General features: G+C 66.7%; 24 protein-coding genes and 5 pseudogenes. 21 read left to right on the top strand and 8 right to left on the bottom strand.

The genetic code is table 11. From position 1 onward, the window contains the following. Positions 1 to 241: 241 nt before the first annotated feature. The gene (locus KGQ19_RS07380) at positions 242 to 1,096 is read right to left on the bottom strand and encodes a hypothetical protein (RefSeq protein ID WP_212008330.1); all 855 of its coding nucleotides are present in this window, start codon (positions 1,094 to 1,096) and stop codon (positions 242 to 244) included. Positions 1,097 to 1,313: 217 nt separating this feature from the next. Then, positions 1,314 to 1,682, bottom strand: coding sequence for a MerR family transcriptional regulator (locus tag KGQ19_RS07385; protein ID WP_212008331.1), 369 nt, complete (start codon positions 1,680 to 1,682; stop codon positions 1,314 to 1,316). 75 nt (positions 1,683 to 1,757) lie between these two features. On the opposite strand from KGQ19_RS07385, the gene KGQ19_RS07390 reads away from it, so the two are divergent. Next, complete coding sequence (locus KGQ19_RS07390; RefSeq protein WP_212237036.1) at positions 1,758 to 2,597, top strand: enoyl-CoA hydratase/isomerase family protein; 840 nt, start codon at positions 1,758 to 1,760, stop codon at positions 2,595 to 2,597. Between the two features lie 214 nt (positions 2,598 to 2,811). On the opposite strand, the gene KGQ19_RS07395 is transcribed toward KGQ19_RS07390, so the two are convergent. Then, positions 2,812 to 3,456 (bottom strand): TetR/AcrR family transcriptional regulator, encoded by a 645-nt coding sequence (locus tag KGQ19_RS07395; protein ID WP_212008333.1) that lies wholly within the window; start codon positions 3,454 to 3,456, stop codon positions 2,812 to 2,814. A 103-nt stretch (positions 3,457 to 3,559) separates the two neighbouring features. Between KGQ19_RS07395 and KGQ19_RS07400 the strand changes: the two genes are divergently transcribed. Beyond that, entirely contained in the window at positions 3,560 to 4,552 is a 993-nt protein-coding gene (locus KGQ19_RS07400) for a substrate-binding domain-containing protein (RefSeq protein ID WP_230418303.1), read from the top strand. A 192-nt stretch (positions 4,553 to 4,744) separates the two neighbouring features. Here KGQ19_RS07400 and KGQ19_RS07405 read toward each other — a convergent pair whose 3' ends face one another. After that, positions 4,745 to 5,539, bottom strand: coding sequence for an alpha/beta hydrolase family protein (locus KGQ19_RS07405; protein WP_212008334.1), 795 nt, complete (start codon positions 5,537 to 5,539; stop codon positions 4,745 to 4,747). A gap of 33 nt (positions 5,540 to 5,572) precedes the next feature. On the opposite strand from KGQ19_RS07405, the gene KGQ19_RS07410 reads away from it, so the two are divergent. The 11 genes and pseudogenes from KGQ19_RS07410 to KGQ19_RS52610 all read left to right on the top strand — a co-directional run. Next, a complete protein-coding gene (locus tag KGQ19_RS07410; protein WP_212008335.1) occupies positions 5,573 to 6,622 on the top strand; it encodes a hypothetical protein in 1,050 nt (349 codons plus the stop codon). Then, complete coding sequence (locus KGQ19_RS07415) at positions 6,619 to 7,194, top strand: nitroreductase family protein (RefSeq protein WP_212008336.1); 576 nt, start codon at positions 6,619 to 6,621, stop codon at positions 7,192 to 7,194. Before KGQ19_RS07410 ends, KGQ19_RS07415 begins: the two co-directional genes overlap by 4 nt. Further along, on the top strand, positions 7,191 to 7,613 hold the full coding sequence (locus tag KGQ19_RS07420) for a hypothetical protein (protein ID WP_212008337.1): 423 nt from the start codon (positions 7,191 to 7,193) through the stop codon (positions 7,611 to 7,613). The genes KGQ19_RS07415 and KGQ19_RS07420 overlap by 4 nt, the downstream gene beginning before the upstream one ends. Continuing rightward, positions 7,610 to 8,479: a fumarylacetoacetate hydrolase family protein gene (locus KGQ19_RS07425; protein ID WP_212008338.1), complete on the top strand. Its 870-nt coding sequence runs from the start codon at positions 7,610 to 7,612 to the stop codon at positions 8,477 to 8,479. The genes KGQ19_RS07420 and KGQ19_RS07425 overlap by 4 nt, the downstream gene beginning before the upstream one ends. A gap of 12 nt (positions 8,480 to 8,491) precedes the next feature. Continuing rightward, positions 8,492 to 8,950, top strand: a complete 459-nt coding sequence (locus KGQ19_RS07430) for a nuclear transport factor 2 family protein (protein WP_212008339.1) — start codon at positions 8,492 to 8,494, stop codon at positions 8,948 to 8,950. A gap of 173 nt (positions 8,951 to 9,123) precedes the next feature. Then, complete coding sequence (locus tag KGQ19_RS07435) at positions 9,124 to 10,785, top strand: FAD-dependent oxidoreductase (RefSeq protein ID WP_212008340.1); 1,662 nt, start codon at positions 9,124 to 9,126, stop codon at positions 10,783 to 10,785. Continuing rightward, a complete protein-coding gene (locus tag KGQ19_RS07440; RefSeq protein ID WP_212008341.1) occupies positions 10,772 to 12,277 on the top strand; it encodes an AMP-binding protein in 1,506 nt (501 codons plus the stop codon). The genes KGQ19_RS07435 and KGQ19_RS07440 overlap by 14 nt, the downstream gene beginning before the upstream one ends. A gap of 74 nt (positions 12,278 to 12,351) precedes the next feature. Then, positions 12,352 to 12,849, top strand: coding sequence for a MarR family winged helix-turn-helix transcriptional regulator (locus KGQ19_RS07445; protein WP_212008342.1), 498 nt, complete (start codon positions 12,352 to 12,354; stop codon positions 12,847 to 12,849). 515 nt (positions 12,850 to 13,364) lie between these two features. Next, positions 13,365 to 14,096, top strand: coding sequence for an integrase core domain-containing protein (locus KGQ19_RS07450; RefSeq protein WP_212008343.1), 732 nt, complete (start codon positions 13,365 to 13,367; stop codon positions 14,094 to 14,096). A gap of 624 nt (positions 14,097 to 14,720) precedes the next feature. Beyond that, positions 14,721 to 15,982: pseudogene (locus tag KGQ19_RS07455) on the top strand (ISL3 family transposase). A 429-nt stretch (positions 15,983 to 16,411) separates the two neighbouring features. Beyond that, positions 16,412 to 16,595 (top strand): annotated as a pseudogene (locus KGQ19_RS52610) (helix-turn-helix domain-containing protein); the annotation flags it as partial. A gap of 60 nt (positions 16,596 to 16,655) precedes the next feature. Here KGQ19_RS52610 and KGQ19_RS07465 read toward each other — a convergent pair. Beyond that, positions 16,656 to 17,342 carry an FHA domain-containing protein gene (locus KGQ19_RS07465; RefSeq protein ID WP_212008345.1) on the bottom strand — a complete coding sequence of 229 codons (687 nt, stop codon included), beginning with the start codon at positions 17,340 to 17,342 and terminating at the stop codon, positions 16,656 to 16,658. A gap of 620 nt (positions 17,343 to 17,962) precedes the next feature. Here KGQ19_RS07465 and KGQ19_RS07470 point away from each other — a divergent pair. After that, positions 17,963 to 18,460 carry a hypothetical protein gene (locus KGQ19_RS07470; protein WP_212008346.1) on the top strand — a complete coding sequence of 166 codons (498 nt, stop codon included), beginning with the start codon at positions 17,963 to 17,965 and terminating at the stop codon, positions 18,458 to 18,460. 130 nt (positions 18,461 to 18,590) lie between these two features. Here the strand turns inward: KGQ19_RS07470 and KGQ19_RS50910 are convergent, their stop codons facing one another. Next, positions 18,591 to 18,719: a hypothetical protein gene (locus KGQ19_RS50910; protein WP_268907734.1), complete on the bottom strand. Its 129-nt coding sequence runs from the start codon at positions 18,717 to 18,719 to the stop codon at positions 18,591 to 18,593. Positions 18,720 to 19,021: 302 nt separating this feature from the next. Between KGQ19_RS50910 and KGQ19_RS52615 the strand changes: the two are divergent. Together KGQ19_RS52615 and KGQ19_RS49370 are read left to right on the top strand one after the other, a co-directional pair. Further along, positions 19,022 to 20,087 (top strand): annotated as a pseudogene (locus KGQ19_RS52615) (integrase core domain-containing protein). A 304-nt stretch (positions 20,088 to 20,391) separates the two neighbouring features. Then, a pseudogene (locus tag KGQ19_RS49370) lies at positions 20,392 to 20,565 on the top strand (GNAT family N-acetyltransferase); the annotation flags it as partial. A gap of 87 nt (positions 20,566 to 20,652) precedes the next feature. Here KGQ19_RS49370 and KGQ19_RS49375 read toward each other — a convergent pair. Further along, complete coding sequence (locus tag KGQ19_RS49375) at positions 20,653 to 20,907, bottom strand: hypothetical protein (RefSeq protein ID WP_230418319.1); 255 nt, start codon at positions 20,905 to 20,907, stop codon at positions 20,653 to 20,655. A 205-nt stretch (positions 20,908 to 21,112) separates the two neighbouring features. On the opposite strand from KGQ19_RS49375, the gene KGQ19_RS07485 reads away from it, so the two are divergent. From KGQ19_RS07485 to KGQ19_RS07505, 5 genes are all read left to right on the top strand, one after another. Beyond that, complete coding sequence (locus tag KGQ19_RS07485; protein ID WP_212008348.1) at positions 21,113 to 21,664, top strand: RICIN domain-containing protein; 552 nt, start codon at positions 21,113 to 21,115, stop codon at positions 21,662 to 21,664. Between the two features lie 241 nt (positions 21,665 to 21,905). Further along, positions 21,906 to 22,475: an RICIN domain-containing protein gene (locus KGQ19_RS07490; RefSeq protein WP_212008349.1), complete on the top strand. Its 570-nt coding sequence runs from the start codon at positions 21,906 to 21,908 to the stop codon at positions 22,473 to 22,475. Between the two features lie 129 nt (positions 22,476 to 22,604). Then, positions 22,605 to 22,748, top strand: a complete 144-nt coding sequence (locus KGQ19_RS07495; protein WP_212008350.1) for a hypothetical protein — start codon at positions 22,605 to 22,607, stop codon at positions 22,746 to 22,748. 186 nt (positions 22,749 to 22,934) lie between these two features. Further along, positions 22,935 to 23,285 carry a hypothetical protein gene (locus KGQ19_RS07500; protein ID WP_212008351.1) on the top strand — a complete coding sequence of 117 codons (351 nt, stop codon included), beginning with the start codon at positions 22,935 to 22,937 and terminating at the stop codon, positions 23,283 to 23,285. Then, on the top strand, positions 23,285 to 23,485 hold the full coding sequence (locus KGQ19_RS07505; protein WP_212008352.1) for a hypothetical protein: 201 nt from the start codon (positions 23,285 to 23,287) through the stop codon (positions 23,483 to 23,485). The genes KGQ19_RS07500 and KGQ19_RS07505 overlap by 1 nt, the downstream gene beginning before the upstream one ends. Positions 23,486 to 23,503: 18 nt before the next feature. Here KGQ19_RS07505 and KGQ19_RS52620 read toward each other — a convergent pair. Beyond that, positions 23,504 to 23,600: pseudogene (locus tag KGQ19_RS52620) on the bottom strand (IS982 family transposase); the annotation flags it as partial.

The raw sequence follows: 23,600 nt of genomic DNA on the forward strand, positions 1-23,600 counted from the left end.
GGAGCCCCCAAGCGGCGACTCCGCGTGCACCCCGGGCGGACCGATCGTGCCGACCAGCCCGGTGCCCCGACCAACTGCGCCGGCAGCCCCTTGCCGGTACCCGGCTGCATCGGCTGACAGTCCACTGCGCTCAAAAAGTGCCTCGTTCGTCAGGCCGCGCCCCCGATCCGGGGACGCGGCCTGACGGGCTGTAGACGTTACGGTGGTGTCGGTGTTCCGGCAGGAACACCAGTCTTTCCCGTCAGCCCGTGCAGTTGGGCACGGCCGGGACGCTGCTCACACAGTTGTTGATGGTGTTCGCGGTGATCGGCGTGTTGGTGGTGGTCATGGTGCCGCTCTCGCGGTAGACGCCACCGGCGTTCACCATCGAGGCGTTGACGGTCACGGCGGTCTGGGTGAGGGTGGTCGCGGTGGAGTCGACCGCGGCGATGCCGCCGCCCTCGAGCGTGGCGCTGTTGTGGTCGATGAACAACGGGCTGCCGGTGACGCCGGTAGTCGTCAACGTGCCTCGCAGTCCGTTGTAGATGCCGCCGCCTTGGAGCCCCGCGGTGTTGTCGGCCACCGGGCTCCTGGTGAATGTCGCGGCCGGAGCGGTGCCCGAGGCGGTGTCGGCGTTGGCCAGACCTCCGCCGGCGCCGGTGGCGGCGTTGTCGGTCAGGCTGCTGTTGGTGAGGGTGACGGCGCCGTAGTTCAGGATGCCGCCGCCGTCGCCGATGGCGCTGCCGTTGGTGATCGCGACACCGGTGGTGAGGGTGAGGCTGCCCGTCGTGGCGACTTCGGCGATGCGGAAGGGCAGCGCCGTCGGCCCACGGGTGATGGTCGCCGGGCCGATCATCTCGATGGGGGTGGTGATGACCGGCAGCCCGTCGGTGAGACCGCCGTGCGCGGACGTCAGCACGTAAGTGCAGCCCGATGCCAGGACGAGGGTGTCGGCGGCGGAGGTGGAGTTGGCGAGGTTGACGGCGTTGACCAGCGCGGTCTGGCTGCACGCCACCGGAATGGTGATGGCCTGCGCGGCGGGGGCGACGACGACCAGGCTCCCCGCTGCCAGGGCGGCCCCGATCAGGGCCCGGATCATGGTACGACTGCGTCGCATGGTGACTTCCTCTCATGGCGACACAATGCGGAAAGACCCCGGTCCGTGGCTCGCATCCGCATTCGTCGCGGGTGCGCCACGTCACCGAGGTCTCGGGTAACACCACCGAACCTAGTGCCTTACAACATCGATTGATACGCCAGAACGAGTGGATCAACGACCAGCGCGACGCGGACCGGCCCGAGAGCACGGAGGGACCATCGGGTTCTCCGTGGTTTCAGCCGGCGCCCGAAGCAGCACGGTGTGCCCGATTGGCGGCGATCAGCTCGTTGAGGGACTCCAAGGCCCGCGTCAGGCCGGATATGTGCGTGACGAGCTTGTCGCGTTCTTCGAGCAAACGGTCGAAAGCGGCGTTGGAGTTTGCGGCACTCGGCGCCTCCAAACAGGGAAGCAGACCGATGATCGTCTGGCTGGACAAGCCCGCCGAGTAGAGCCGCTGCAAGTACGCGACCCGGTCGACTTCCTCCTCGGTGTAGTGGCGATGGCCGCCCGCGCTGCGGCTGCTGGCCAGCAGCCCCTGTTCCTCGTAGTAACGCAGTGAACGGATACTCACCCCGCTCCGGCGCGCCAACTCCCCGATCCGCATCCCGTCCTCCGTGTGTTCGTGGTCACAGCCAGCGGACTTGAATCTCACATGGATGTCAGATTATAGCGTGCCCATATGACCTACGCAGACCTGCCCACCCTCAGAGTGGACCTCCAGCACGGCGTCGCGACCGTCGCGATCGACAATCCCCCGCTGAACATCCTCGATGCAAAGCTCATCCCGGACCTGCGGCGGTTCGCCGCACAGGTGCGCGACGACGACACGGTTCAGGTGATCGTGTTCGAGAGCGCCGACCCGGAATTCTTCATCGCACACGGCGACATGCACTTTCTCACCGACCCGACACTGCTGGCCCCCGACGACACCCTGCCGCCCGGGACCAGCAACGCGATCCAGGCCCTGAACGAGGAGATCCGGGCACTGCCACAGGTCACCATCGGCAAGATCGCGGGCTTCGCGCGCGGCGGCGGCAACGAGTTCGCCATGGCACTCGACATGCGCTTCGCGGCGATCGGCAAGTCCGGGCAGGCGCAGCCGGAGACGCTGATGGGCATCTACCCGGGCGGCGGCGGCACGCAGTACATGACCTCCCTCGTCGGCCGCGCCCGCTCGCTAGAACTGATCCTCGGCGCCGGACTGGCCGACGCGGAGCTCGCCGAGCGCTACGGGCTCGTCAACCGCGCCCTGCCGGCGGACGAGCTCGACGGGTTCGTCGCGGCGCTGGCGCGGCGCATTGCCGGCCTGGGCCGGACCGTCATCGGCATCGTCAAGACAGCGGTCGACGCGGCCGACTCCACCAAGACGGACCTGATCACGGAGAGCAGCCTGGCCAGCAGGCTCTCCTTCCCGGAGGTCATGGCGCTCGCTCACAAATTGCTGGCCGCCGGCGTGCAGACGAGGGAAGGCGAGTTGCGGCTCGAGGAACTCGTCACAGAGGTTCTGATTGCTCCCTGAGCTCGCGGCACCGCCTGGTCTTGGCGCCGAACCCCACGCCACATCGGGGTAGGCCCAGGATCCACGCCGAGATAGAGATCGCAGCAACGCCGCGAGGACGGCCCGGTCCTCTCGGGCGAACCCGCCCGGGACGGACCGAGTTGCCGCTGCAAGCAGCACGCCATCGTCGTGGCCGAGGATGGCGTCGAGAGAGATCGGCCGCTGTCCGTTCGGCTCACCTCGAAGAGGCCCCGGGCCGCTCTGTGCCCTCGAGCAAGATCCGGATGTCCTCGTCGAATCCCGTCATTTCCGTCAGATCGAAGGCCGCCCTTTGCAGCAGGAGCCCGTGCAGCAGGCCCATCACCATCCGCGCGCCGCGCTCGGGTTCCATGGCGAGCGGTACGACACCGGCCGTCTGGCCGCGGCACAGCGCATCGGCGATGCTCCGGCGCACGGACTCGAATCCTTCGAGAGCGCGGGAGCGCACGGCGTCGTCGCGCAGCACCTCCGACCAGGTCTGCACGGCACAGCGCAGCAGCTCATCCACGGGCACCGGGCGACCGGCTGAATCGGCGACGGTCTCGACGCTCAACGCCGCGAGCGCGGCCGCCACCAGATCGGCGACGGAGGGGGCGTCGGCGGCTGCGGCCAACTGCTCGACCGGGTCGAATATCAACCGGAAGGCGTCTGCGGCGATGGCGAGGATGATCTCCTCTTTGCTCGCGAAGTAGCGGTAGGGCGCCCCGGCCGAGACGCCGGCCTCGGCCGCGATGTCGGGCATCGAGGTCTGATGGAAACCGTCGCGCGAGAAGCAGCGGCGAGCCGCCGCCATGATGTGCGCGCGCTTGGCCTCGCGCCGCTCGGGGGTGATGCGCGGCATGACCGGACCGACCTCCAACGTAAATGTTCATTCATCTTGACGTACGCCGCCCTGCCGGTCCATCGTAAAAGTGAAAGGCCATTCACGGAAGTGAGGACTGCCGATGAGCGCGAAGCTGACCCTCGCCGCGTACGCCTACGAACACACGCAGGCGCTGTTCGACGGCCGCGTCCGGATCGACGGGGTGGACGCCGCTGTCGAGACCGCGCCGCTGGTCTCGGACATCTTCCGCCGCATGCTCCAAGGCCGCTACGACGTGGCCGAACTCGGCCTCACCTACTTCCTGCGCACCTTCGATCTCGAGGACGCGCCGTTCATGGCGCTGCCGATCTTCCCGAACCGCAACTTCCGGCACTCGGCCATCTTCGTGAACACGGCGGCGGGCATCGAGAAGCCCGAGGACCTGGCCGGCAAGACCATCGGCGAGTTCGCGCTGTTCGGGCACGACGCGGGGGTGTGGCCCAAGGGCATCCTTTCCGACGAGTACGGCGTGACCGTCGACCAGTGCCGCTGGGTCATCGGCGGTACCGACCATCCCATCCCCGCCTTCGGCTGGATCCCCCAGCCGCGGCCGGCCGGAGTCAGCGTGCGGCACGCGGCCGACGACCAGACCCTCGGCGCCATGCTCGAATCCGGTGAGATCGACGCGCTCATCTCAGTCGACGTCCCCCAGGCCCTGCTGAACGGCTCGACGAAGATCGCCCGGCTCTTCCCCGACTACGAGGCCGCAGAGCGCGACTACTACCGGCGCACCGGGATCTTCCCGCCGATGCACATCGTCGCCGTCCGCAAGGATCTGGTGGGGCAGACCGACCTCCTGCAGGCGGTCTACCGCGCGTTCCTCAAGGCCAAGGACCTGGCCGAACGCAAATACCTGGCCGACGCCCCGAAGCAGCACATGAGCCTGGTCACCCCGTGGTTCAGCAGTCTCTTCGAAGCCAACCGGCGTCTGCTCGGCGAGGACTGGTGGCCCTACGGCCTCGGCGCCAACCGCAAGGCCATCGACACTTTCCTGCGCTACCACCACGAACAGGGCCTCTCGAAGCGGCTGCTGACCAGCGAGGACATCTTCGTCCCCGAGTTCCTCGGCACCTGAGCGGCGCACCGCCGGGTCGACCTCCGGGAAACGTCTTGGCCGCCTGCCGAGAGCCGCGCGCCCAGGACGCTCCGCCCGTGCCTTGGCCGAGAGTGCGCTTGTTCGGCTTGAGCCGCCCCCGGCTCGGCGTGAATCCGCGGAGGTGGCCCTACCTCTGGTGCAGATCGCGGCGACGCTCGCCAGGATCGCGGCTCAGTGTTCTTCTGAGCCCACTTCGGCACCGGGCGTCGAGGCGATGACGTACTGGTCGGCCCAGGCGCTGATGATGTGGGCCGCCCGCTGTGCCTGCCCTCGCACGGTCAGCAGATGGTCCGCTCCTTCGAGCGCGACGAAGCTTCGCGGGTGGGGTGCCTCGCGGAAGATCTCCCCCGCGTTGGCGATGTCGACGGTGTCGTCCGTCGGCGAGTGCAGGACGAGTAGCGGCACGTTCAACTCGCGGATCCGGTCGCGCAGGCGGGCCTGGCGGACGTCGTCGACGAACGCGCGCTTGAGGACCAGGGTCCTGCCGCCGACGAACCACTCGTGCGAACCTTCGCTGAGCACGCGATCGATGACCGCGTCGTACTGTGCCTCGACATGGCTGGGGTCGACAGGCGCACCGATCGTGGCGACCGCGCGGACGCCGATGCCCTGGACCGCCGCGGCGATGGCGGCGGCCCCTCCCCACGAGTGCCCGACCAGCAGGTCTGCCGGAGTCCCCCGCTCGGCCATCATGATCGCCGCCCGGATGGTGTCCTGGACCTTGACGGTGAAGGAACCATCCCCCCAGTCGCCGTCGGAGTCCCCGATCCCGAGGTTGTCATAACGCAGCATGCCGATCCCCTCCCGGGCCAGCTGCTTGCTGACCCGGGAAGCGGCCGGTGACTTCCTGCCCAGAGTGAAGCCGTGGACGAAGATCCCCCAGCCGCGGACCTCGCCCTCCGGCAGGTCGATCGACCCGGCCAGTTCGGGCCCGACGACACTGGCGAATCTCACTGCTTCAGTCACGATGCGATCACCTCGGCATGCACGGTACCTGCGGTGACGTCCGACGAACCCGGCGCGTCACGGACGCCCGGAGGGCCTGACGATGATCTTATCCAGGATCTCGCCGCCCAGGAAGTCGCCCCACAGGCCCGGGACTCCCTCCAGGCTCGTCTCGACGTACTCGACGTACTCGACGTACTCGACGTACTCGACGTACTCGACGGCCGACTCGCCGGAAGCCGCGTGCTGCTGTCCCGGCTGGCGCTGCTGGCGCTGCTGGCGCTGCTGGCACGTTCGCAGGCGTCGCAGAACACCGAGATACTGATGTTGCGCCAGGAGGTGGCGGTGCTCGCAGCGCTGTCCAAGCTCCTATCCCAAGACACAGCACAGCCACCGGATCGTCACAACGGGCACGCTGTAGCGCTGACCCCGATCCCGCCACCGAAACACCGCGACGACTCCTGGCGCACATTCCTGCGAGCCCACGCCCAGAGCCTGCTGGCCACAGACTACTTTCACCTCGACTGCGCGCTCACCCCTACCCGGCTCTACTCGCGTTCGTCATCGAGCACCACACGCGTCGAGTCCACCTGCTCGGCATCACCCGGCATCCGACCGCCGCCTGGGCCGCCCAACTGGCCCGGGACTTCACCGCCGACGTCAAAACCGCCGGGCATCGCTTCACCCATCTCGTCCGGGACCGCGATGCAAATTCACCCCCGCGTTCGATGCGGTGTCCAGTGCGACTGGCATCACAGCCTGTGCTGGTCAGAACCTCGGCCACCGAGGTTGACCTGGGATTTTATGCGACAGTCTCGTACTCGTGGATCAGGCCGGCGAGGACACGTTCGCGGCGGACCTGGTCGGTTTGTGTGGGGAATGAGATCACTCAAGCGAGCAGTCGAGGAACTGGAGCTCGCCGGGGCGATCATCCACGGCCGCACCGACATCGTCGGCGTGAAGGTGTTTCGTGCACAAACGCGTCCAGACGGTGAGGTGGACGACAGCAATATAGTCAAGCATTACGACAGTCAAGTATCTTGTGTATCTCACTGGCGTGTGCCAGCCTTTTGCCCATGGCAGGTGGCAACGTGGCCCACGTGACACAGGACGACCGACCAGTGGTGCAGGCCCTGGAGGACCGTCGTAGCTGTGCCGGTTTCCGGCCGTCTTCGGTCGGACTGGACGAGATCTGCTCAATCGCCGAGGTCGCGGGTCTGGCGCCGAGTGAGCTGGATTTGCAGCCCTGGCGGGTTCACGTCGCTCAGGGCAGCGCGCTTGACCGCGTGTGCTCGGCGTTGCTGGAGTCCAACGTGGCCAAGGCCCGCGCGGCCGGTACGGCACTCGTGCTCAGCGGCGACACGGCCACGGTGGACGACAGTCCGGTCGCAGCGCGCTTCTACGAGAACCGGTCCCGTCGCGACTTCGTCCTGCGAAATGTGTCGATGTATCTGATGGCTTTCATGCTTGTGGCGGAGTCGCGGGGGCTTGCCACTCGGCCGATGGCCGGGTTCGACGAGGAGGCGTTGTCCGCTGTCTGCGGATTCGCGCCGACACAGTTCCCGGTCGCGGTTCTGCTCATCGGGGCATCCGATGGGCGTCAGCCGGGTCAGCGGGGCAGGCGCCTGGACCCGGCGGTGATGGTGGTCCGACTCGGCGACGGCGCGCACCGATGAACGATTGCCTGCTCTGTACCCACGCCTCGACTGCGCCGACTGAGGTCTACCGCGATGACTGGTGGGCGGCGACCGTCTTTCCGGCGCTGGCGGTTCCGGGGTGGTATGTCCTGCGGCTGCTTCGGCACGCCGAGGGACTCGCGGCGATGACCCAGCCCGAGGCCGAGGCGCTGGGCAGGGCATTGCGACGGTTGAGCGGGGCCGTCACGGTCACCTGCCGCACCGACGTGGTCTATGCGACGTGCTTCGGTGAGGACAACCGGCACCTGCATTGGCTGGTGATGGCGCGCGCCGACGACATCCCTTCCGAGCAACGGCGTGGACGGCTGGCAGAGCAGGCAGCGCGGCTGGTCGACCCAGCCCGTGCGCAGGTGACGGCGGCCCGCGTCCGCGACGCCGTAACGGAGGCTGCACCGTGAGACTCACCCGCATTGACGACCGTGCCTGCGTCCAGGTCGGCGAACAGCACTACGACATCGCTCGCCTCTCCGGTCAGCAGCTGCCTTCCGAACTCGACGTGCTGGTTCGGCACGAGTTGCTGCCCCAGGTCGCCGCGCTGGCAACGCGCGCCCCCGGTCACGACGACGCGGTACTGAACGGTCAGGTCGGCCCACCGATCCGCCGCCCCGGCACGATATTCGGCTGGGGCTTGAACTTTGGTGACCACACAACGCAGAGCGGCTTGGCACAGGATGAGCTTCCGACGCTGTTCGTCAAATTCCCGTCGGCGGTGACCGGGCCATACGACCCGATCGTCATACCCCAGGGGTGCGACCAGGTCGACTGGGAGGCCGAACTCGCGATCGTCATCGGCAAGCCGGGACGGCACATCACCCGCGGCGACGCGATGTCCCATGTCGCCGGGCTGATGTGCGCGCAGGATGTGAGCGAACGACACGTACAGCTCAACGCGGGAACGCAGTTCTGCCTCGGCAAAGGCTTCGACACGTTCTGCCCGTGGGGCCCGGCGCTTGTCACACTCGACGAATTGCCGGATCTGGCATCCCTGGAGATCAGCTGCAGGCTCAACGGAGAGTTGGTACAGCGCGCATCCGTCGGCGAGATGTTGTGCGATGTGGCCGAGCTGATCACCCGACTGAGCCGATTCACGACCCTGCGAGCCGGCGACGTGATCCTGGGAGGCAGCCCGGGGGGCGTGGGCCTGTTCCAGACGCCGCCCCGTTTCCTCGCAAACGGCGACGTCCTCGAGACGGCCATCACGGGGATCGGCTCCCTCCTCAATCACGTCACAGACGAGAACCACGCTGATCAGCAACCTTCGTAGGAGACAACCGCCATGGCTGAGCACATCTTGGGTAGTCCGCACGAGGTCGGCACCGTCGAGCACGCTCAGTGGCTCGTCGACCGTCATATCCAGGAAGAGAACCCTCTGCACATCGAGCAGGCGATGCGCCTGTATACCGAAGACGTCATCTGGGAGGTGCCCGGCCGGCGCCTCACGTATCGGGGCAAGGATCAGGTCAAGGCCAACTACCTGCGCATCTTCGACGCGGCTGAGGACATCTCCTTCGAGCCGATCGAGCGATTCGCCACGCCGGAACGCGTCGTCGACGACATGTGGGTCCGGTTCAAGCTGATCGGCCCGGGCTTCGAGAACGCACCGATGCCATACGGCACGCGGGTCAGGATGCGTCTTGTCCACAACTTCCACATCACCGACGGTCTGATCTCGCGAGAGATCGGCTACGAGATGTGGATGGCTGACGACGGTGATCCCACCGATGCGAATCTGTGAACGGCGCAGACTGATGGACAGCCCCGAACAAGTCGAGACGGACGGCTCGGCGGCACCGCGGTAGGCCTCTCAGCCTCGGCGGCCCTGTCACAGCTCGGGATCTCGGGTTCAGCTCTGTCGAATCCACACATGGACGGTCTACTAGACCATCACGGATACGGACTATCGCGCATATGGGCCTGAACAGGAAGACCGCGCAGGATGTGATCGTCGTCGGTGCCGGTCCCGTCGGTCTCGCGACGGCGATCGAGCTCGCGCAGCGTGGAATCGCCGTGACCCTGCTCGAGCGCTCCGAGCGCAGCACGCCCCAACCCCGGGCGAAGCTGGTGAACGTCCGCTCGATGTCGTTGATGCGGCGATGGGGAATCGCCGAAAGCGTAAGGTCGGCTGCACCCCTTGGCCGTGAGTGGCCGGGCGACATCGCGTTCGTGACGGAGTTGCTCGGTTTCGAGGTTGCCCGGATGCCGAACGCGCTGATGACCCAGGGCGTGCCTGGAGACGTCGCCCCGGAGACGGCGCTCACGATTCCTCAACGCGAGTTCGAGCAGGTGCTGCTGGACCTGCTGCGCAGTTTCACGCTCGCCCGCGTCGTCATGGGTGTCACGGTGTCGGGGGTCGTTCAGACAGCCGAGGAAGTGCTGGTGACCTGTCGCGATGCCGATGGCGCTGAGAAGGTCGAGAAGGCGCGCTGGCTCGTCGGGTGCGACGGCGCACACAGTGCTGTGCGGGCTGCGATAGGGGTTGAGATGTCGGGGCAGCCGGCGATCGCGCGGAACCTCGGGGTGGTCTTCCGGTCAGACGCGCTCGCGGCCGTGAACCCTCATGCCGATGCGGTGCAGTACTGGGTGGCGAACCCCGACTGGCCGGGAATCATGGGGCAGCTGGATACGCGGGGGACCTGGTGGGCTCAGCTGACCGGTTTCGCAAACGATCAGGACCTGCGCGCGCTCGACATCGAGCAGCACATCCGGGGCATGATCGGCTCGGCCGATTCACCGGTCGAGGTTCTCGGCACCGAATCGTGGGCAGCGCGGCAACAGCTGGCCGATACCTACCGGCGCGGACGGGTGCTCTTGGCCGGCGATGCGGCCCACCTGCACCCGCCGATGGGCGGATACGGGATGAACATGGGCCTGGGCGACGCGGTCGATCTGGGCTGGAGGCTCGCCGCGGTCCTGCAGGGATGGGCCGGGCCGGTGCTCCTCGACGGCTACGTGAGCGAACGTCGCGAGGTTCACCGGCGAGTGCTCGCCGAATCGACCGCGAACTACCGGCATCTGAGCCAGAGCTTCGGCGATCCGGCGCTGTTCGACGATTCCCCGCTCGGGCAACGTGCTCGTGACCGAACGGGCGCGGAGATCGTGGCAGCCAAGATGCGTGAGTTCCGATCGATCGGCATGCAACTTGGATGCTTTTACACGCAGTCCCCACAGATTGTCTATGGCGGGCGCGACGCGCTTGAGTTCTCCGTGACCGAGTACCACCCGAGTTCAGCGGCCGGGCACCTTGCTCCGCACGTGTGGCTGGACGACGATGTCGCGCTCTACGACACCCTCGGCCCTGGGCTCACCGCACTGCTTTCGTGCGGCACGCCGACCCGGCCGAGCGAAGGGACGACCCGGCTGGTCGATGCCGCGCAGCGGCTGGGCACCCCGATCACCACAGTCCATCTCCCCGACGCCGCACGCCGGCTCTATCCGTGTCGCTACACGCTGGTTCGCCCCGACCAGTACGTCGCGTACTCCGGGGGCGTGCCGCGATCGGGCTGGGAACCACTGCTCGCTTCGATCACTGCGACAACGAGACAAGGCATGGGACCCCATGAGCCTTCCTAGTCTGTTCGACCGTGGCGTCACGGTCGCCGGACGACGAGTGTTCCTCGTCGAGGGCGACCGGAAGTGGACCTATCTGGAGGCGGACGAGCTGATTCGGGGCATGGCGTCCGCGCTGGTCGAGCGGGGGGTAACCAAGGCGACGCCGGTCGCCGTCCTGTCACCGAACAGCGCATTCGGGTTCATGGCCGTCCTCGCGGTACTGCGCGCGGGTGGCACCTGGGTTCCGCTCAATGTCCGCGCCGAGCCGCAGTCAAGCGCGACGTACCTCAGCCGCACCGGAACGCATCTGTGCGTCGTCCACGAGGACCTGGCTGACGTCGCCGCGGAAATCCAGGGTCATTGCGCAGCCGAATCGCTGCCGCTTGGCGAGCTGGTGAACGCCGGCCACGGCGCGAGCGTCGGACTTCCGGTGGTGCAACCGGATGATCTCGCCGTGCTCATGCCCACCGGCGGCACCACCGGCGAACCGAAGGCCGCGCGCCTCACGCACCGGGTTTTCGACATCTTCGTGGCCAACTTCCTGTCGGGCATGCCGGTCGCTGACGCGACGGCAACCCATCTCATCGCCGCACCGATGACCCACGCAGCCGGATTCCTCGCCTTCGCCTTGATGAGTAAAGGCGCTACCAATATCGTGCACGGGCAGGTCGATCCCGTCAGGATCCTGGCGGATATCGCAGCGCACAAGGTCACCCATCTCTTCTTGCCGCCGACGGTCATCTATATGCTGCTGGCCGAGCCGACCCTCGGCGTGCACGACTATTCGAGTCTGGAGAACTTCGTCTACGCGGCCGCGCCGATGAGCGTGGCTAAGCTCCGCGACGCGCTCACGGTGTTCGGGCCGGTCATGACCCAGGTCTACGGGCAGGCCGAGGCACCGATGACCATCACGTACCTGTCTCCGTCCGACCACGTCGCGGCGCTGCGCGACGCCCCGGGTTTGCTCGCCTCGTGCGGTCGAGGCACACCCTTCGTCGAGCTGTCGGTCCTGGACCGCGCCGGCACGCCGGTGCCACCTGGCACGACCGGTGAGATCTGCGTCCGGGGCGACCTGGTCATGGAGTGCTATCACGGCGACGAGCCGAGTGACCGAAGCGCGTGGCACCACACCGGTGACGTGGGCCATCTCGACGTCAACGGCTATCTCTTCATCACCGACCGCCTCCGCGACATGATCATCAGCGGCGGCTTCAACATCTACCCCACCGAGATCGAGCAGGTCCTGTGGTCCCACCCGGCCGTGCAGGACTGCGCCGTCGTCGGGGTGCCGGATCCGAAGTGGGGCGAGGCGGTGACCGCGATCGTCCAGCTTCGCAACGGGCACACGGTCGACGACGTCGAGCTCATGCAGCTGGTTCGCGCCCGGCTCGGCGGCATGAAAACACCCAAGGCAATCCACTTCTGGCGCGACCTCCCACGGAGCCCGGTCGGCAAGGTGCTACGCCGCAAAGTGCGCGACACCTTCTGGGAAGGGCACGACCGAGCGGTATGACGACCGGCCGGATGTACTCCGATCACCCAGCCTCGTCTTGCGATCCAGCGAGCCGCGGTGACTATGCTGGCGATGTGTCCGCACAACGTCCCGATTCCGCCCCGCTACCGCAATCCTTGGACAACCTCGGATTGCTGATGGCAGTGACCTTCCGAACAATCGTCGATCGCCACGCGGCGGTATTGGCCGAGCGCGGCCACGGCTGGCTGCGTCCCTCGCACGCCTATGTCCTGCACGCCCTGGAAGAGCAGCCGCGCAGCATCAAAGAGCTGTCCGAGTTCAACCAGGTCTCCAAGCAGGCCATGAGCCAGATCGTCGACCAACTCCAGGAACGCGCCCTCGTGAGCCGAAGCATCGACCCCACCGACCGGCGAGCCCGCGCGATCCAGATCACCGAACAGGGCCAGCAGACCCTGGTACAAGCAGCAAGCGCCTGGGCGGCCGTGGAGGAAGAAGTGCGCACTACCGTGGGCGAACGTGACCTCGCCACGACGATGCGCACGATGCGCCGGTACCTGGAGTCCGAGCCCCACGGTGCGAAAGACTCGACCAAGCTCAGCCGGGTCTGGTAGTCCTCAGCGATACCCGAGTCGAGTCATCGGGTCCCGGAAGCACGCAAACCGCAGGTCAGCAACCTGGGGTTTCGACTTTCACGAGCGGGCACGAAGGAATTCGAACCCTGACCGGGCCCCGAGGCCTTTTGCCTCGTGCTGGGTCCAATAACCCTGCCGAGGCGCTGAGCTGGGGCTATGCCGCGATGTCGTATTCGTTGCTGAGGCCGCCGAGGATCTTCGTTCGGGTTATCCGGTGAGCCGGGAACGTGAGCCTGCCGAAAACCCCTGCGAGCTGGGATGATGCCGGATCGTGGCGCCACGGTTGTTGTACCTGCTGGCACCCCGGGTCTTCGCCTGGATCCGACTCGCGAACCGCGATACGTCGACGAAGAACGTCGAAATCCTGATCCTGCGGTGTTCCCAGTCAGTCCGGCAACGCTGTTGGCCTGGCACCGCCGGCTGGTTGCCCGCAAGTGGGACTCCAACGCCCGGCGAAAACCCGGCACGCCACGGTCAAGAAGCTTGTGCTCACGATGGCCAAAGAAAATCCGATGTGGGGCCGCCGCCGGATCCAGGACGAACTGGTCAAGCTCGGCCACCAGATCGCGTCCTCAACGGCATGGGAGATCCTAAACGCAGCCGGAGTCGATCCGGCGCCGCGCCGGTCGGGCCCGACATGGAAGCAGCTCACCACGCAGGCCCACGGCATTCTCGCGATCGACTTCGTGCATGTGGACACGATCAGCCTGAAACGCCTGTACGCCCTGGTCCTTATCGAGCACGGGACCCGCCGGGCGCACGTCGCCGGGGTGACCGCCCATCCGACCAGAGAGTGGATGACCCAGGCCGCCCGCAACGTCCTGATGGACCTGGCCGAGCGCGCAAGGAAGCTCAAGTCCCTGATCAGGGATCGCGACACCGAGTTCACCGACAGCTTCGACCCCATATTCACCGACGAGGGAATCCGCATCCTGAAGAGCCCGGCCCGGGCCCCTCGATCGAACGCGATCTGCGAAAGAGCCATCGGGGAGCTACGCCGCGAACTGTTCAACCGGATGACGATCATCAACGAAGAACGCCCGCGCCGAACCCTGACCACCTACCTGGCGCACCGGAACAAGTCCAGGCCGCACCGCGCCCTCAGCCAGCTGACCCCAGCCCAAGCCGAGACCGGGCCGCCGGCACCGGCCAACCTCGCCGACTACCAGATCCGCCGAAAGACCATCCTCGGCGGACTCCCCCACGAGTACCAGATCGCCGCCTGACCGCACCTCACACCAGAGAACCACAGGTCAAACCGGCTCATCGAACTTGGCCGTGACGTTGGCGAAGCGTTGCGCCATGACGGTGCACTTGAGCAAGTAGAGACATTCTCCACCCCCTGCTTTCAGCGGCCCGCTCGGCTCCGAAGGGGTCCGTCACTACCCGTGAGCCGTGTCAGGGCCCGCACCAGAGGGTTCATCACCACCCAGTAGCCTGGGTGTACCCAGCCCGCACGCTTGTCGATTAGGCCTCGTCCGCCGTCACGGCACAGGTAGTGCATGAAGCGCTCATAGGCGGGGCCGCCGACAACGAGTAGCAGTGGGGCCGTGATCACCGCGCCAACCCAAACGGCACCTTTGAGCGCGATCTGTGGGCGACCCCCGATGCGCATGGCAAGAGTATGTAGTCGCAGCCACGGATCCGGAAGATGCGGCTCGTGAGCTCCTAGATCAGGACTAGTGGACCGAGGGCTTCAATATGGCGCCAACGAAGGCATGAATCAGCGTCTTAACGATTGACTGAGGCCCGTGACGTTCTGTGATCCTTCGAGTTGCTGAGACTTGACGGATCGACGGAAGGCCACGGGCTTAGTCACTGGTGTCGAGCTCGATACGGATGACAATCCGATGCTGGCGCTGGTGACTGTCGATGAGCAGGCCTACTGCTGTCCGGGCTGCGGCCTCCGGTCGCAGAATCCGCACGGCTGGGTACGCACCAGGCCCCGGGATCTGCCGGTGGCCGGCCGTCGCACGGCGCTGACGTGGACCAAGCGGCGGTGGAAGTGCCAGAACCCCGGTTGCCCGCGGCGGACGTTCACCGAGTCGTTGCCGCAGATCCCGCCGCGGTCCCGGCTGACGGGCAGGCTGCGCGCCTCAGCTGGGGCGGCGGTCGCCGACCTGGGGCGGACCGTACTTCAGGCCGCGCGTGACAATGAGGTGTCCTGGCCGATCGTGCAGGCTGCATTCGTCGAGCACGCCGCAGCCGTGCTCCCGGGGACGACGCCGAAGGCGGAGTGTCTCGGGAGCGATGAGACCCGGCGCGGGAAGGCGAAGTACCGGCTGAACGAGGCAGAAGACGGCTGGGAGGTTGTGGCCGACCGGTGGCACGCCGGCTTTGTGGACCTGCGCGGCGGGGCGGGGCTGCTCGGACAGGTTGAGGGCCGTACCGCCGCGACCGTCTCGGCGTGGATCGACGCCCAGAGTCCGGCGTGGCGCGACGCGGTCGCGTTCGTCGCGAACGACATGTGCACCATCTTCAAAGCCGCTGTCCGTGCCTCGCTACCGAACGCCACGCTGGTGGTGGACCGGTTCCACGTCGCGCAGCTGGCCAATGCAGCGCTCCCCGAGGTCCGGCGCCGTGTCACCGTCCAGCAGCGTGGCCGCCGGGCCCGCAAGGGCAACCGCGAATGGGAACTGCGCAATCGGCTGACCCGCTCGGCAGCGCGGATGCACGCCAACCAGCTCGACCCGATGGTCGAGGACTTGGAGAACCTGCCGCAGAAGATCGGCGCACCGATCCTTGCGGCCTGGAACTGCAAGGAGGACCTCATGGACTTGCTCGCGCTCACACATACCGACCCCGATCGCACGACCATCGCCCACCGATTGTTCCGGTTCTACGCGGCCTGCGCCGAGTCTGGGCTGGTCGAGATGGAACGCCTGGCCACGAAGTCGAGACGTGGTGGCCTCAGATCGAGGCCGCGATCCGGACCGGCATGAACAACGCCGGCTCGGAGGGCACTAACCGGGTGATCAAGACCGACGCCCGCGCTGCCTTCGGCTACCGCAATCCCGCCAACCAGCGTCTCCGAGCCCGTTGCACCACGACCCGCCGCTCACGCGGACACCTCAGCACCCGGACGAGCGGTCGTCACGGACAACTTCGATGAGCCGTCAAACCCGAATTCGTATTTCCGAGCCCCCACAGGTTGGACGACCCTGGAGGGAGGTACGACCCGGCAGCGTGTGCTGCGAAACCAGGCGATCAGCGGGCTCCTCCGCCACCCCGACGCCGCCACCGGCGAGCTTGAACGGCCTGTGCCCCGTCACCGCCGGCACCTGGGAGCTGCCGTACAACGACGGCACGACTCAGCAAACCTGTGAGGCTCGGAAACACGATTTTGCCTGCGCCCCGGCCGGTTGTAGGCCGTGGTCGTCGGGTTGAGATCCTGACGGGGTGTTCCTGTCGCTGGCTTACCGTGTGACGCGGCGTGTTCTGAGTTCCGTGGCGGTTCTGCTCGGCCGTGACGTGTCCACGGAGGTCGAGTTGATCGCCAACTCGTCGGGCAGAAACGGGACTGTACGGCCCGCCGGAGACCGGCAGACCTCCAACCGTGGCGGCGGTCAAGAAACTGATCCTGGTGATGGCGAAGGACAATCCGATGTGGGGCCATCGCCGGATCCTCCGGCGAGTTGGTCAAACTCGGCCACCAGATTGCCGTCTCGACGGCGTGGGAGATTCTGCACGCGGCCGGGATCGACCCTGCGCCGCGCCGTCCGGGCCAAGGTGACTACCGCGATCATGACGAGGGCGAGGCTGAACACCGCCAGCCTCATTGGCGCTCAGCCGGCGTGGAACGTCGCGCGGACGCCGCCGAGGATCAACAGGGATCCGTCGCGCAGGTCGGCCGAGGCGACGCGGCGGCCGTCCACGAAGGTTCCGTTCGTGGAGTTGAGGTCTTGGATGGTCACGGAGGCGTCAAGGCGGATCGCGGCGTGGCGCGATGAGACTCCCGGGTCGTGCAGGCGGACGTCTGCCTCCGGGCTCCGCCCGAGGATGGTCAGCCGCGTTGTCAACGGGATCCGCGTCCCGTTCAGCTCGAGCCAGGGATCCCTCACCCGCCGCGCGCTCGAACCGTTCGAAGCGGGGGGCTCGCCAGCCGGCACCGTGGCACCGCGGACGCGACACACTCCGATGGCAAGGTCCTCGGCGGCCTCGAGCCGCACAGCAGGTGGCCCGACCAGGATGTAACGCTGCTCGTGCACATGCGCGCGGACCGCGTCATTCAGCTGTGACGCCAGTTCCGCTGCGTACGGGGCGAGCCGGGCGAAGTCGGCAGGAGCCATCTGTACGACGTAGTCGTTGGCCGCCACCGAACGCCCACGCCCCCGGACCGTCACCGTGTCGTCGCACTCGCGCCGCAGCTCCGCGGCGATCTCCGCAGGCACCAGCTCGGCCTTGAAGGCACGCGCGAAGCCCCCGTTGATCAAGTTGTCCAGCCGCTGTTCGACGCGGTCAAGCATTCCCATCCGGCACCGTCCTCCCGCGTATACACCATACGCGCGGTCTGTTGCAGAGATCTTCTTGATCGCACCTTGATATGGAACCCGGCCCATCTGCGCCGGCTACTCTCGGCCTGGTCCTGGGCACCGCGGCGCATCCCACAGCCTCGGAGATTGCCCAGGCCGCGCGGGACCTGGTCATGGACCTTGAGGACGCCTGCAGCTCGATCAGGTGCCTGGTCCACGACCGTGATGGAAAGTTCTGTGCCACCTTCGAAAGGTGCGGGCCGATGCCGGCATCCACGGAGTGCTGCCGGGTCGATCGTCAACTGGATGGTGCCGAACTCGGCGGCGATCCTGGCGGCCGATCTGCGTTTTCGCAGGTATCGGTTATGTAGCCAGCGCTCGTCGATCGGGGGCACTGGCTGGGCGCCCTTGGCGACGGGGAGCCCGCAAGCGCGGACGTAGTCGGCGACGACCTTCTTGTTGAGCTGACCAGCACCTGGGACGTCCCGGCCAATTGAGCCACATCACGTCGCGTGACCATCGGCCGCCTCCGGCTCCTGCCCCCGACACGTGTTGACCGAACAGATCGTGAAGCGAGTATGAGACGGTGGGACGACCGCGCAAATAGGGGGATCGCAGAGATGGTCGGCGACGCGAGGCAGCGCTACGCAAAGCCCATGTACTCGAGACCGGAATACGCGAACACACCGGACCAGACCGGGGCGGAGCTCCGCGGCTGCCTTCACCTCCTCGCGACCGCCGGCCTCGTGTTCGGCACCACGGTCACTGGCAGGCTGGCACTGATCGTCGGAAACAGGGTGGCGACACAACACCGGCCGACGTTCGAGGACGGAACCCTGGCAGCAGGCTACGCCCTCGCGGCCGTCGTCTTCGGCCGCCTGGTGCTGTGGTGGACCCGCCGCCGTCGCGTGATCGCCCGCCGCTACCTGCTGTTCGACGCGGTCCTGCCACCGATCGCGACGCTCGTCGACATCGCGGCCTGGAACCACTGGACGAGATTCGCGGGCATCATGGCCTTCGCAGAGGTCGCCGGACTCATCCTCTCGGCGCTCGCGACGACCAGGTGGGCTCGGTGGTTCCACCATGACAAGTCCAAGCTTGACTTCGGGCTCCGCTAGGGTCCCGGGCATAAGGCCCAGCTGGCGGTAGCCGGCCAGAAACCGCACATTCTCCAACAGCGCCATCCGCGCCCGACCGCAGCTCGAACCCCCAGCCGACCCCAACGCAGATCTCACGGGTCCAGAACATCTACTCAACCACCGCGGCATCCGTCAGGTGATGCGCGGGCTTGACGTCCACCACCGTCACCGCGCCGTCAGCCATGCCCAGCAGATCCGAGACATGGCGCCGCGTCCGCGTCCCGTCGAAGCCCTTCATCAGAAACGCTGCGCGGCGATCGCCGACGTTCCCGGCGATCGCCGGGAGGCTGGCGTCAGGCGGCGACCCGGTCGCGTTGGGGTGTCCGGGTGCGTGATGCCGCGTTGGCCTGCGTGCTTCGGCCGGCGTAGGCGGGGCGGCTGCGCCGGTTGCGGCCCGCACCGGCCGAGCCGTTGAACCGGGGGCGTTCAACCACGGGGTTGGGGATCGTGACAGGCATGTGGGGTTCAATAACGCCGCCAGGGCGTTCACCTGGGGAAATTCAGCCAGCACCGGCGGCCATTGCGGAATGACGGATGCTTGTGCCTGTTCGCCTGGTGTACCTCCTGTTCTGCCGGATAGCGTCCTGGCTGGTGCTGATCGGGCGCGGCAGCGCGGCCAAGGACGCCGAGCTGCTCGTACTGCGCCATGAGGTGGCGGTGCTGCGCCGGGCCAATCCGAACCCGCGACTGGACTGGACCGACCGCGCGCTGTTCGCGGCGCTGATCCGGCTGCTGCCCAGAGACCTTCGCGTGCACCGGCTCATCACGCCGGGCACCGTGCTGCGCTGGCACCGGCGACTGGTTGCAGCGAAATGGCGACAACCCCGCCCGCCGGGACGCCCGCCGATCAGCGACGAACTGGTTGACCTAATCCTCCGCCCGGCCGGCGACAATCCTTCGTGGGGCAATACCCGGATCCAAGGCGACCTGCGACGCCTGGGGCATCGAGTCGCCGCCGCCACCATCCGCAAGATTCTGCGAAGCCACCGCATCCCGCCCGCACCGAACCGCGACGACAGCCCGACCTGGCGCCAGTTCCTGCGGACCCAAGCCTCAACGATCCTTGCCACGGACTTCCTCCAGATAGAGACCGTGACGCTCACACGGGCTATACGTGTGCTTCGTCCTGGAGCTCGCCACCAGGCGCGTACACATCCTCGGGGTCACCGAGCATCCCAGCGGCCTGGGCGACCCAGCTGGCCAGGAACTGACCGACGTCGGCGAGCGGGCCGACCGGTTCCGATACCTGATCCGGAACCGAGACTCGATCTTCACCGAAGCGTTCGACGCCGTCTTCGCCGCCGAGAACATCGAGATCAAGAAGTCCGCGCCGCAATGCCCGAAGATGAACGCCTCCGCCGAACGCCGGGTGAAGACCGTCCGCGCCGAATGTACTGACCGGATGCTCATCATCGGCGACCGCCATCTGCGGGTCGTCCTGGACCGGTATACGGAGCACTACAACGCCGGATGCTCGCACCAAGGCCACGGACTGAACCTGCGGGCGCCATAGGACGACCCGACGGTCATCCCGTTCCCCGCCCAGCGAATCACCCGAACTAAGATCCTCGGCGGCCTCATCAACGAATACGGCGCCGCCGCATAGACCCAGGTCAACACCTCGGCAGGGTTATTGAACCCCACAGGCCAAGACCACGCGGGGCGCGTGATGAACTCTCGCGTCCAGATCGTCCAGATCGTTCAGATCGTTCAGGCGCAGGACGCCAACGTGCTAAGTCACGTGATCGCGCGTGCCTTTCACAAACTGGCCCCCTCGGTCTGGCTAATTCCGGACAGCGACGGGCGCCCGCCTCTTCCCCGGTCACTTCCGCCTGTTCGTCCACGAGGCGATGACCCGCGGGCGTGTCTACACCACCACCGAACGCACTGCGGTCGCCCTGTGGCTGCCGATGGCCCAGGACAGCGAGCAGAACCCCTCCGACTACGACGCGCGGCTAGCAGCCACCACCGCCCAGTTTGTGGACCGATTCCGGCTGTTTGACGAGCTGCTGGCCAAGCGCCACCCCAGCGACATCGACCACGACCACCTCGCGACCCTCGCTGTCCACCCCGACCACCAGCATCAGGGCATCGGCAGTGCGCTGCTTGCTGCACACCACGGCCGCCTCGACGCCGTCGATCCGCCTGGCCGTCATGCCTGTGCCCGGCGGCTATGTCGCCAGCGCCGGGTCGTCGGTCTTGGCACGCGGCGTGCGGACGGTCGCCGCCTTCGGTGTCTTCTCCGCGGCCTCGACGGGCTCGGGTGTCTCAGCGTGTTCAATGATGGTGAAGCCGCCGTCGGGAATACGGGCCAGCACCAGGGCATGCTCGACCGGGACCTCGATCACGGCGCCGTCGGTCGGCCAGGTGTGGCCGGCCGAGTCGGTACCAGTGTGTGCCTTGCGGACGCGAATACGGTTGAGCATCGGTGAACCCCTCAATAGCTTGCGCATCTCAGTAATTGTTCATAGCGCCGCCAGCGGCTGCGTACGAATTTGTATGGAAAGCTGGCCCGCCCCTGACAGATCTAGGCATCCTGGCCCCGAGGCGAAGCACCGCCGGAACAGACATCGGGCGTTGCGGCAGCTGGAAGCACCGTGCTTACGCAGCGTTGTTACAGGAGGAGACACTGTGAATCGGAAGTTCAGGCAACGCGCTCTGCGTGTCGCCGTAGTCAGCGCGATGGTGACCAGCGGCACGATGCTTGCGAACACGTCAGCTCACGCGGCGGGCCCCGGCCCAACCACCCCGTTCTACCTGCAAAACAAGGTAAGCGGTAGGTGTATGGCCATCGGAGCCGGTAGCAAGGCCGGCGGGGCGGGGGTGATCCAGTGGGGCTGTGACGGCGGTAAAGAGCAGCAGTGGTACGAAAACGGCCCCTGGTACCCCGATGGGGACGGCGTGGCGTACTACCAGATAGTCAACGTCAACTCCCACATGTGTCTCGCTGATCCGGGCGACAGCCCGAACAACAACGTGCAGCTCATCCAGTATGGCTGCGACGGCGGCCCCGAACAGCTGTGGGTGGTCCTAGGAACGGGCACCCTCATGCTAGAGAAATACCACAGCAATCAGTGTGCGGCCGACGGCGCTTCCAGCTACAACGACGGCGCACCGATCGTTCAGTGGACATTCGATAATTACGGCGAGGAACAAAAGTGGACGGAGGTTGGAGGTTCCTGAGCAGCCTGTCGATTGGGCGGGCTCCACGGCTTCCGCTACTGCCCCAATTGCAGCTGTCACTGAGCGACTTGCCCGCGCAGCACGCGCGACAGGAGACCAATATCGCGGTGGGCAACCACAGCTCGCCGCCGTCGAACACCGCTCACGCCACGAGAAATGGTAGTGATCAATGCCTGCGCTGCGATGGCAGCAGGCCGGGAGCGGAGCGCTCCTTGAGAGGCTATCCACAGGAGGGGAGACCATGAATCGGAAGTTCAGGCAACGCGTAATGCGTGTCGCCGTAGTCAGCGCGATGGCCACCAGCGGCATAGCACTGACAAACATGCCAGCACACGCGGCGGGCCCGGGTCCAAGCCAGCTGTTCGCCCTGGGAAACATACAAAGCAGCAAATGCTTGGCCATCGGTGCTGGCAGCAAGGCTGGCGGAGCAGGGGTAATCCAGTGGACCTGTGACAGCGGCAACGAGCAGATGTGGTACGCCAACGGCCCCTGGTACCCCGATGGAGACGGCGTGCCCTACTTCCAGGTAGTCAACTACAACTCCCACATGTGTCTCGCTGATCCGGGCGACAGCCCCAACAACAACGTGCAGCTCATCCAGTATGGCTGCGACGGCGGCCCCGAACAGCTGTGGTTCCTCGGCGGCGCGACCGCCATCGAACCCAACATGCTGATTGTCGCGCAGAGATACCACAGCAACCAGTGCGTCGCCGACGGCGCCTCCAGCAGCAACAACGGGGCACCAATCGTTCAGTGGACATGCGATGGCCAGCAAGAACAGCAGTGGTTGGTGCCGGCCATCAGCCGCTGAGTCGGGCGGCCCGTCAGGTCGGTGAGCCCCTCGAAACCAGACTGCGCGATCGTCCCACACGGTCGTCCAGTTGCAGTCTCACTTCGGATCCCGTGGCGCGCCTTCTCCAGGCGCGTTTCCAGGCGCGCCGTGCGCCACGGGACAATCAGGTGTGGCCGGGCCCCGGCGCTGTTCGGGGCCCGGCCGGTGTGCGTGGCGAGCCGGCAGGTGCAGACCGTCACGATCAAGAAGGGGGCGACGAGCACGGCGAAGTTCGTGCTGCTGAAGGACTGACGGTGACCGGCAGTCCGATCGCCGAGTAGGCAGCCGGGGGCGGGATCGCGCGAATGCGCGGTTCCGCCCCCGGTGCTGCGCGCCGGAAATCAGTTCCCTGAGGACCGGTCCTCGCGCCGGGTGGCTACCCTCCCCAGCAAGGGCCGGGGCAGCACAGAAGGCGAGACGTTCCATGCGGATCCTGAGATGGCCGAACAACCTCCGCGGCCGGACGGCAAGCGGGGCTCGAGCGGCAAGCGCCGCCGGGCGGTTCTCGACCACATCGGGTCCGGCTTCTACGTGCTCATTGGGATCGCGATGGTCGCGCTCTACGCGCACGGCGTGCTCAGGCTCGTCGAGCTGCTCACGTACACGCCGGGCACCGACGGCATCGCCCCCGCCTGGAGCAAGTTCACGCTCGGAGCCGCAATCCGGGGAACCTGGATCTACGGAGACGACCTCATCGTGGCCACTCCGGGCGCCGCGACCGCCTATCGGGCCGCGAACGGCGACCAGGACTGGACCTGGCCGGTGCCGCAGGCAAGACGATCTGCCTGATGAGTCAGAGCACTTCGACTCCGCGCGGAGCCGTCATCTACGGCACCGGCCAGAACTACGGGAACCTCCAGGTCATCGACCTGGCCACCGGCAATCAGGTCTGGTCAGGCCCGGTCGATCTCACGGACTCCAAGGGTTTCAGCCCCGGCATCGGCACGGCCGGCCTGTCCATCAAGGGCTCTTACGTGCTAGATGATTGAGTCCGATCGCTTGGCTGGTCAGTGGTCGTAGGCGATCAATGATCGCTTGCTTGCCGCGCCGGTCTTGGTGTTGTGCCAGATCGCGGCGGCCATGGCCAGCAGGCGCTGGCCGATC

Origin of the sequence: Catenulispora pinistramenti (assembly GCF_018274385.1) — a bacterium.
GTDB classification, from domain to species: Bacteria; Actinomycetota; Actinomycetes; order Streptomycetales; family Catenulisporaceae; genus Catenulispora; species Catenulispora pinistramenti.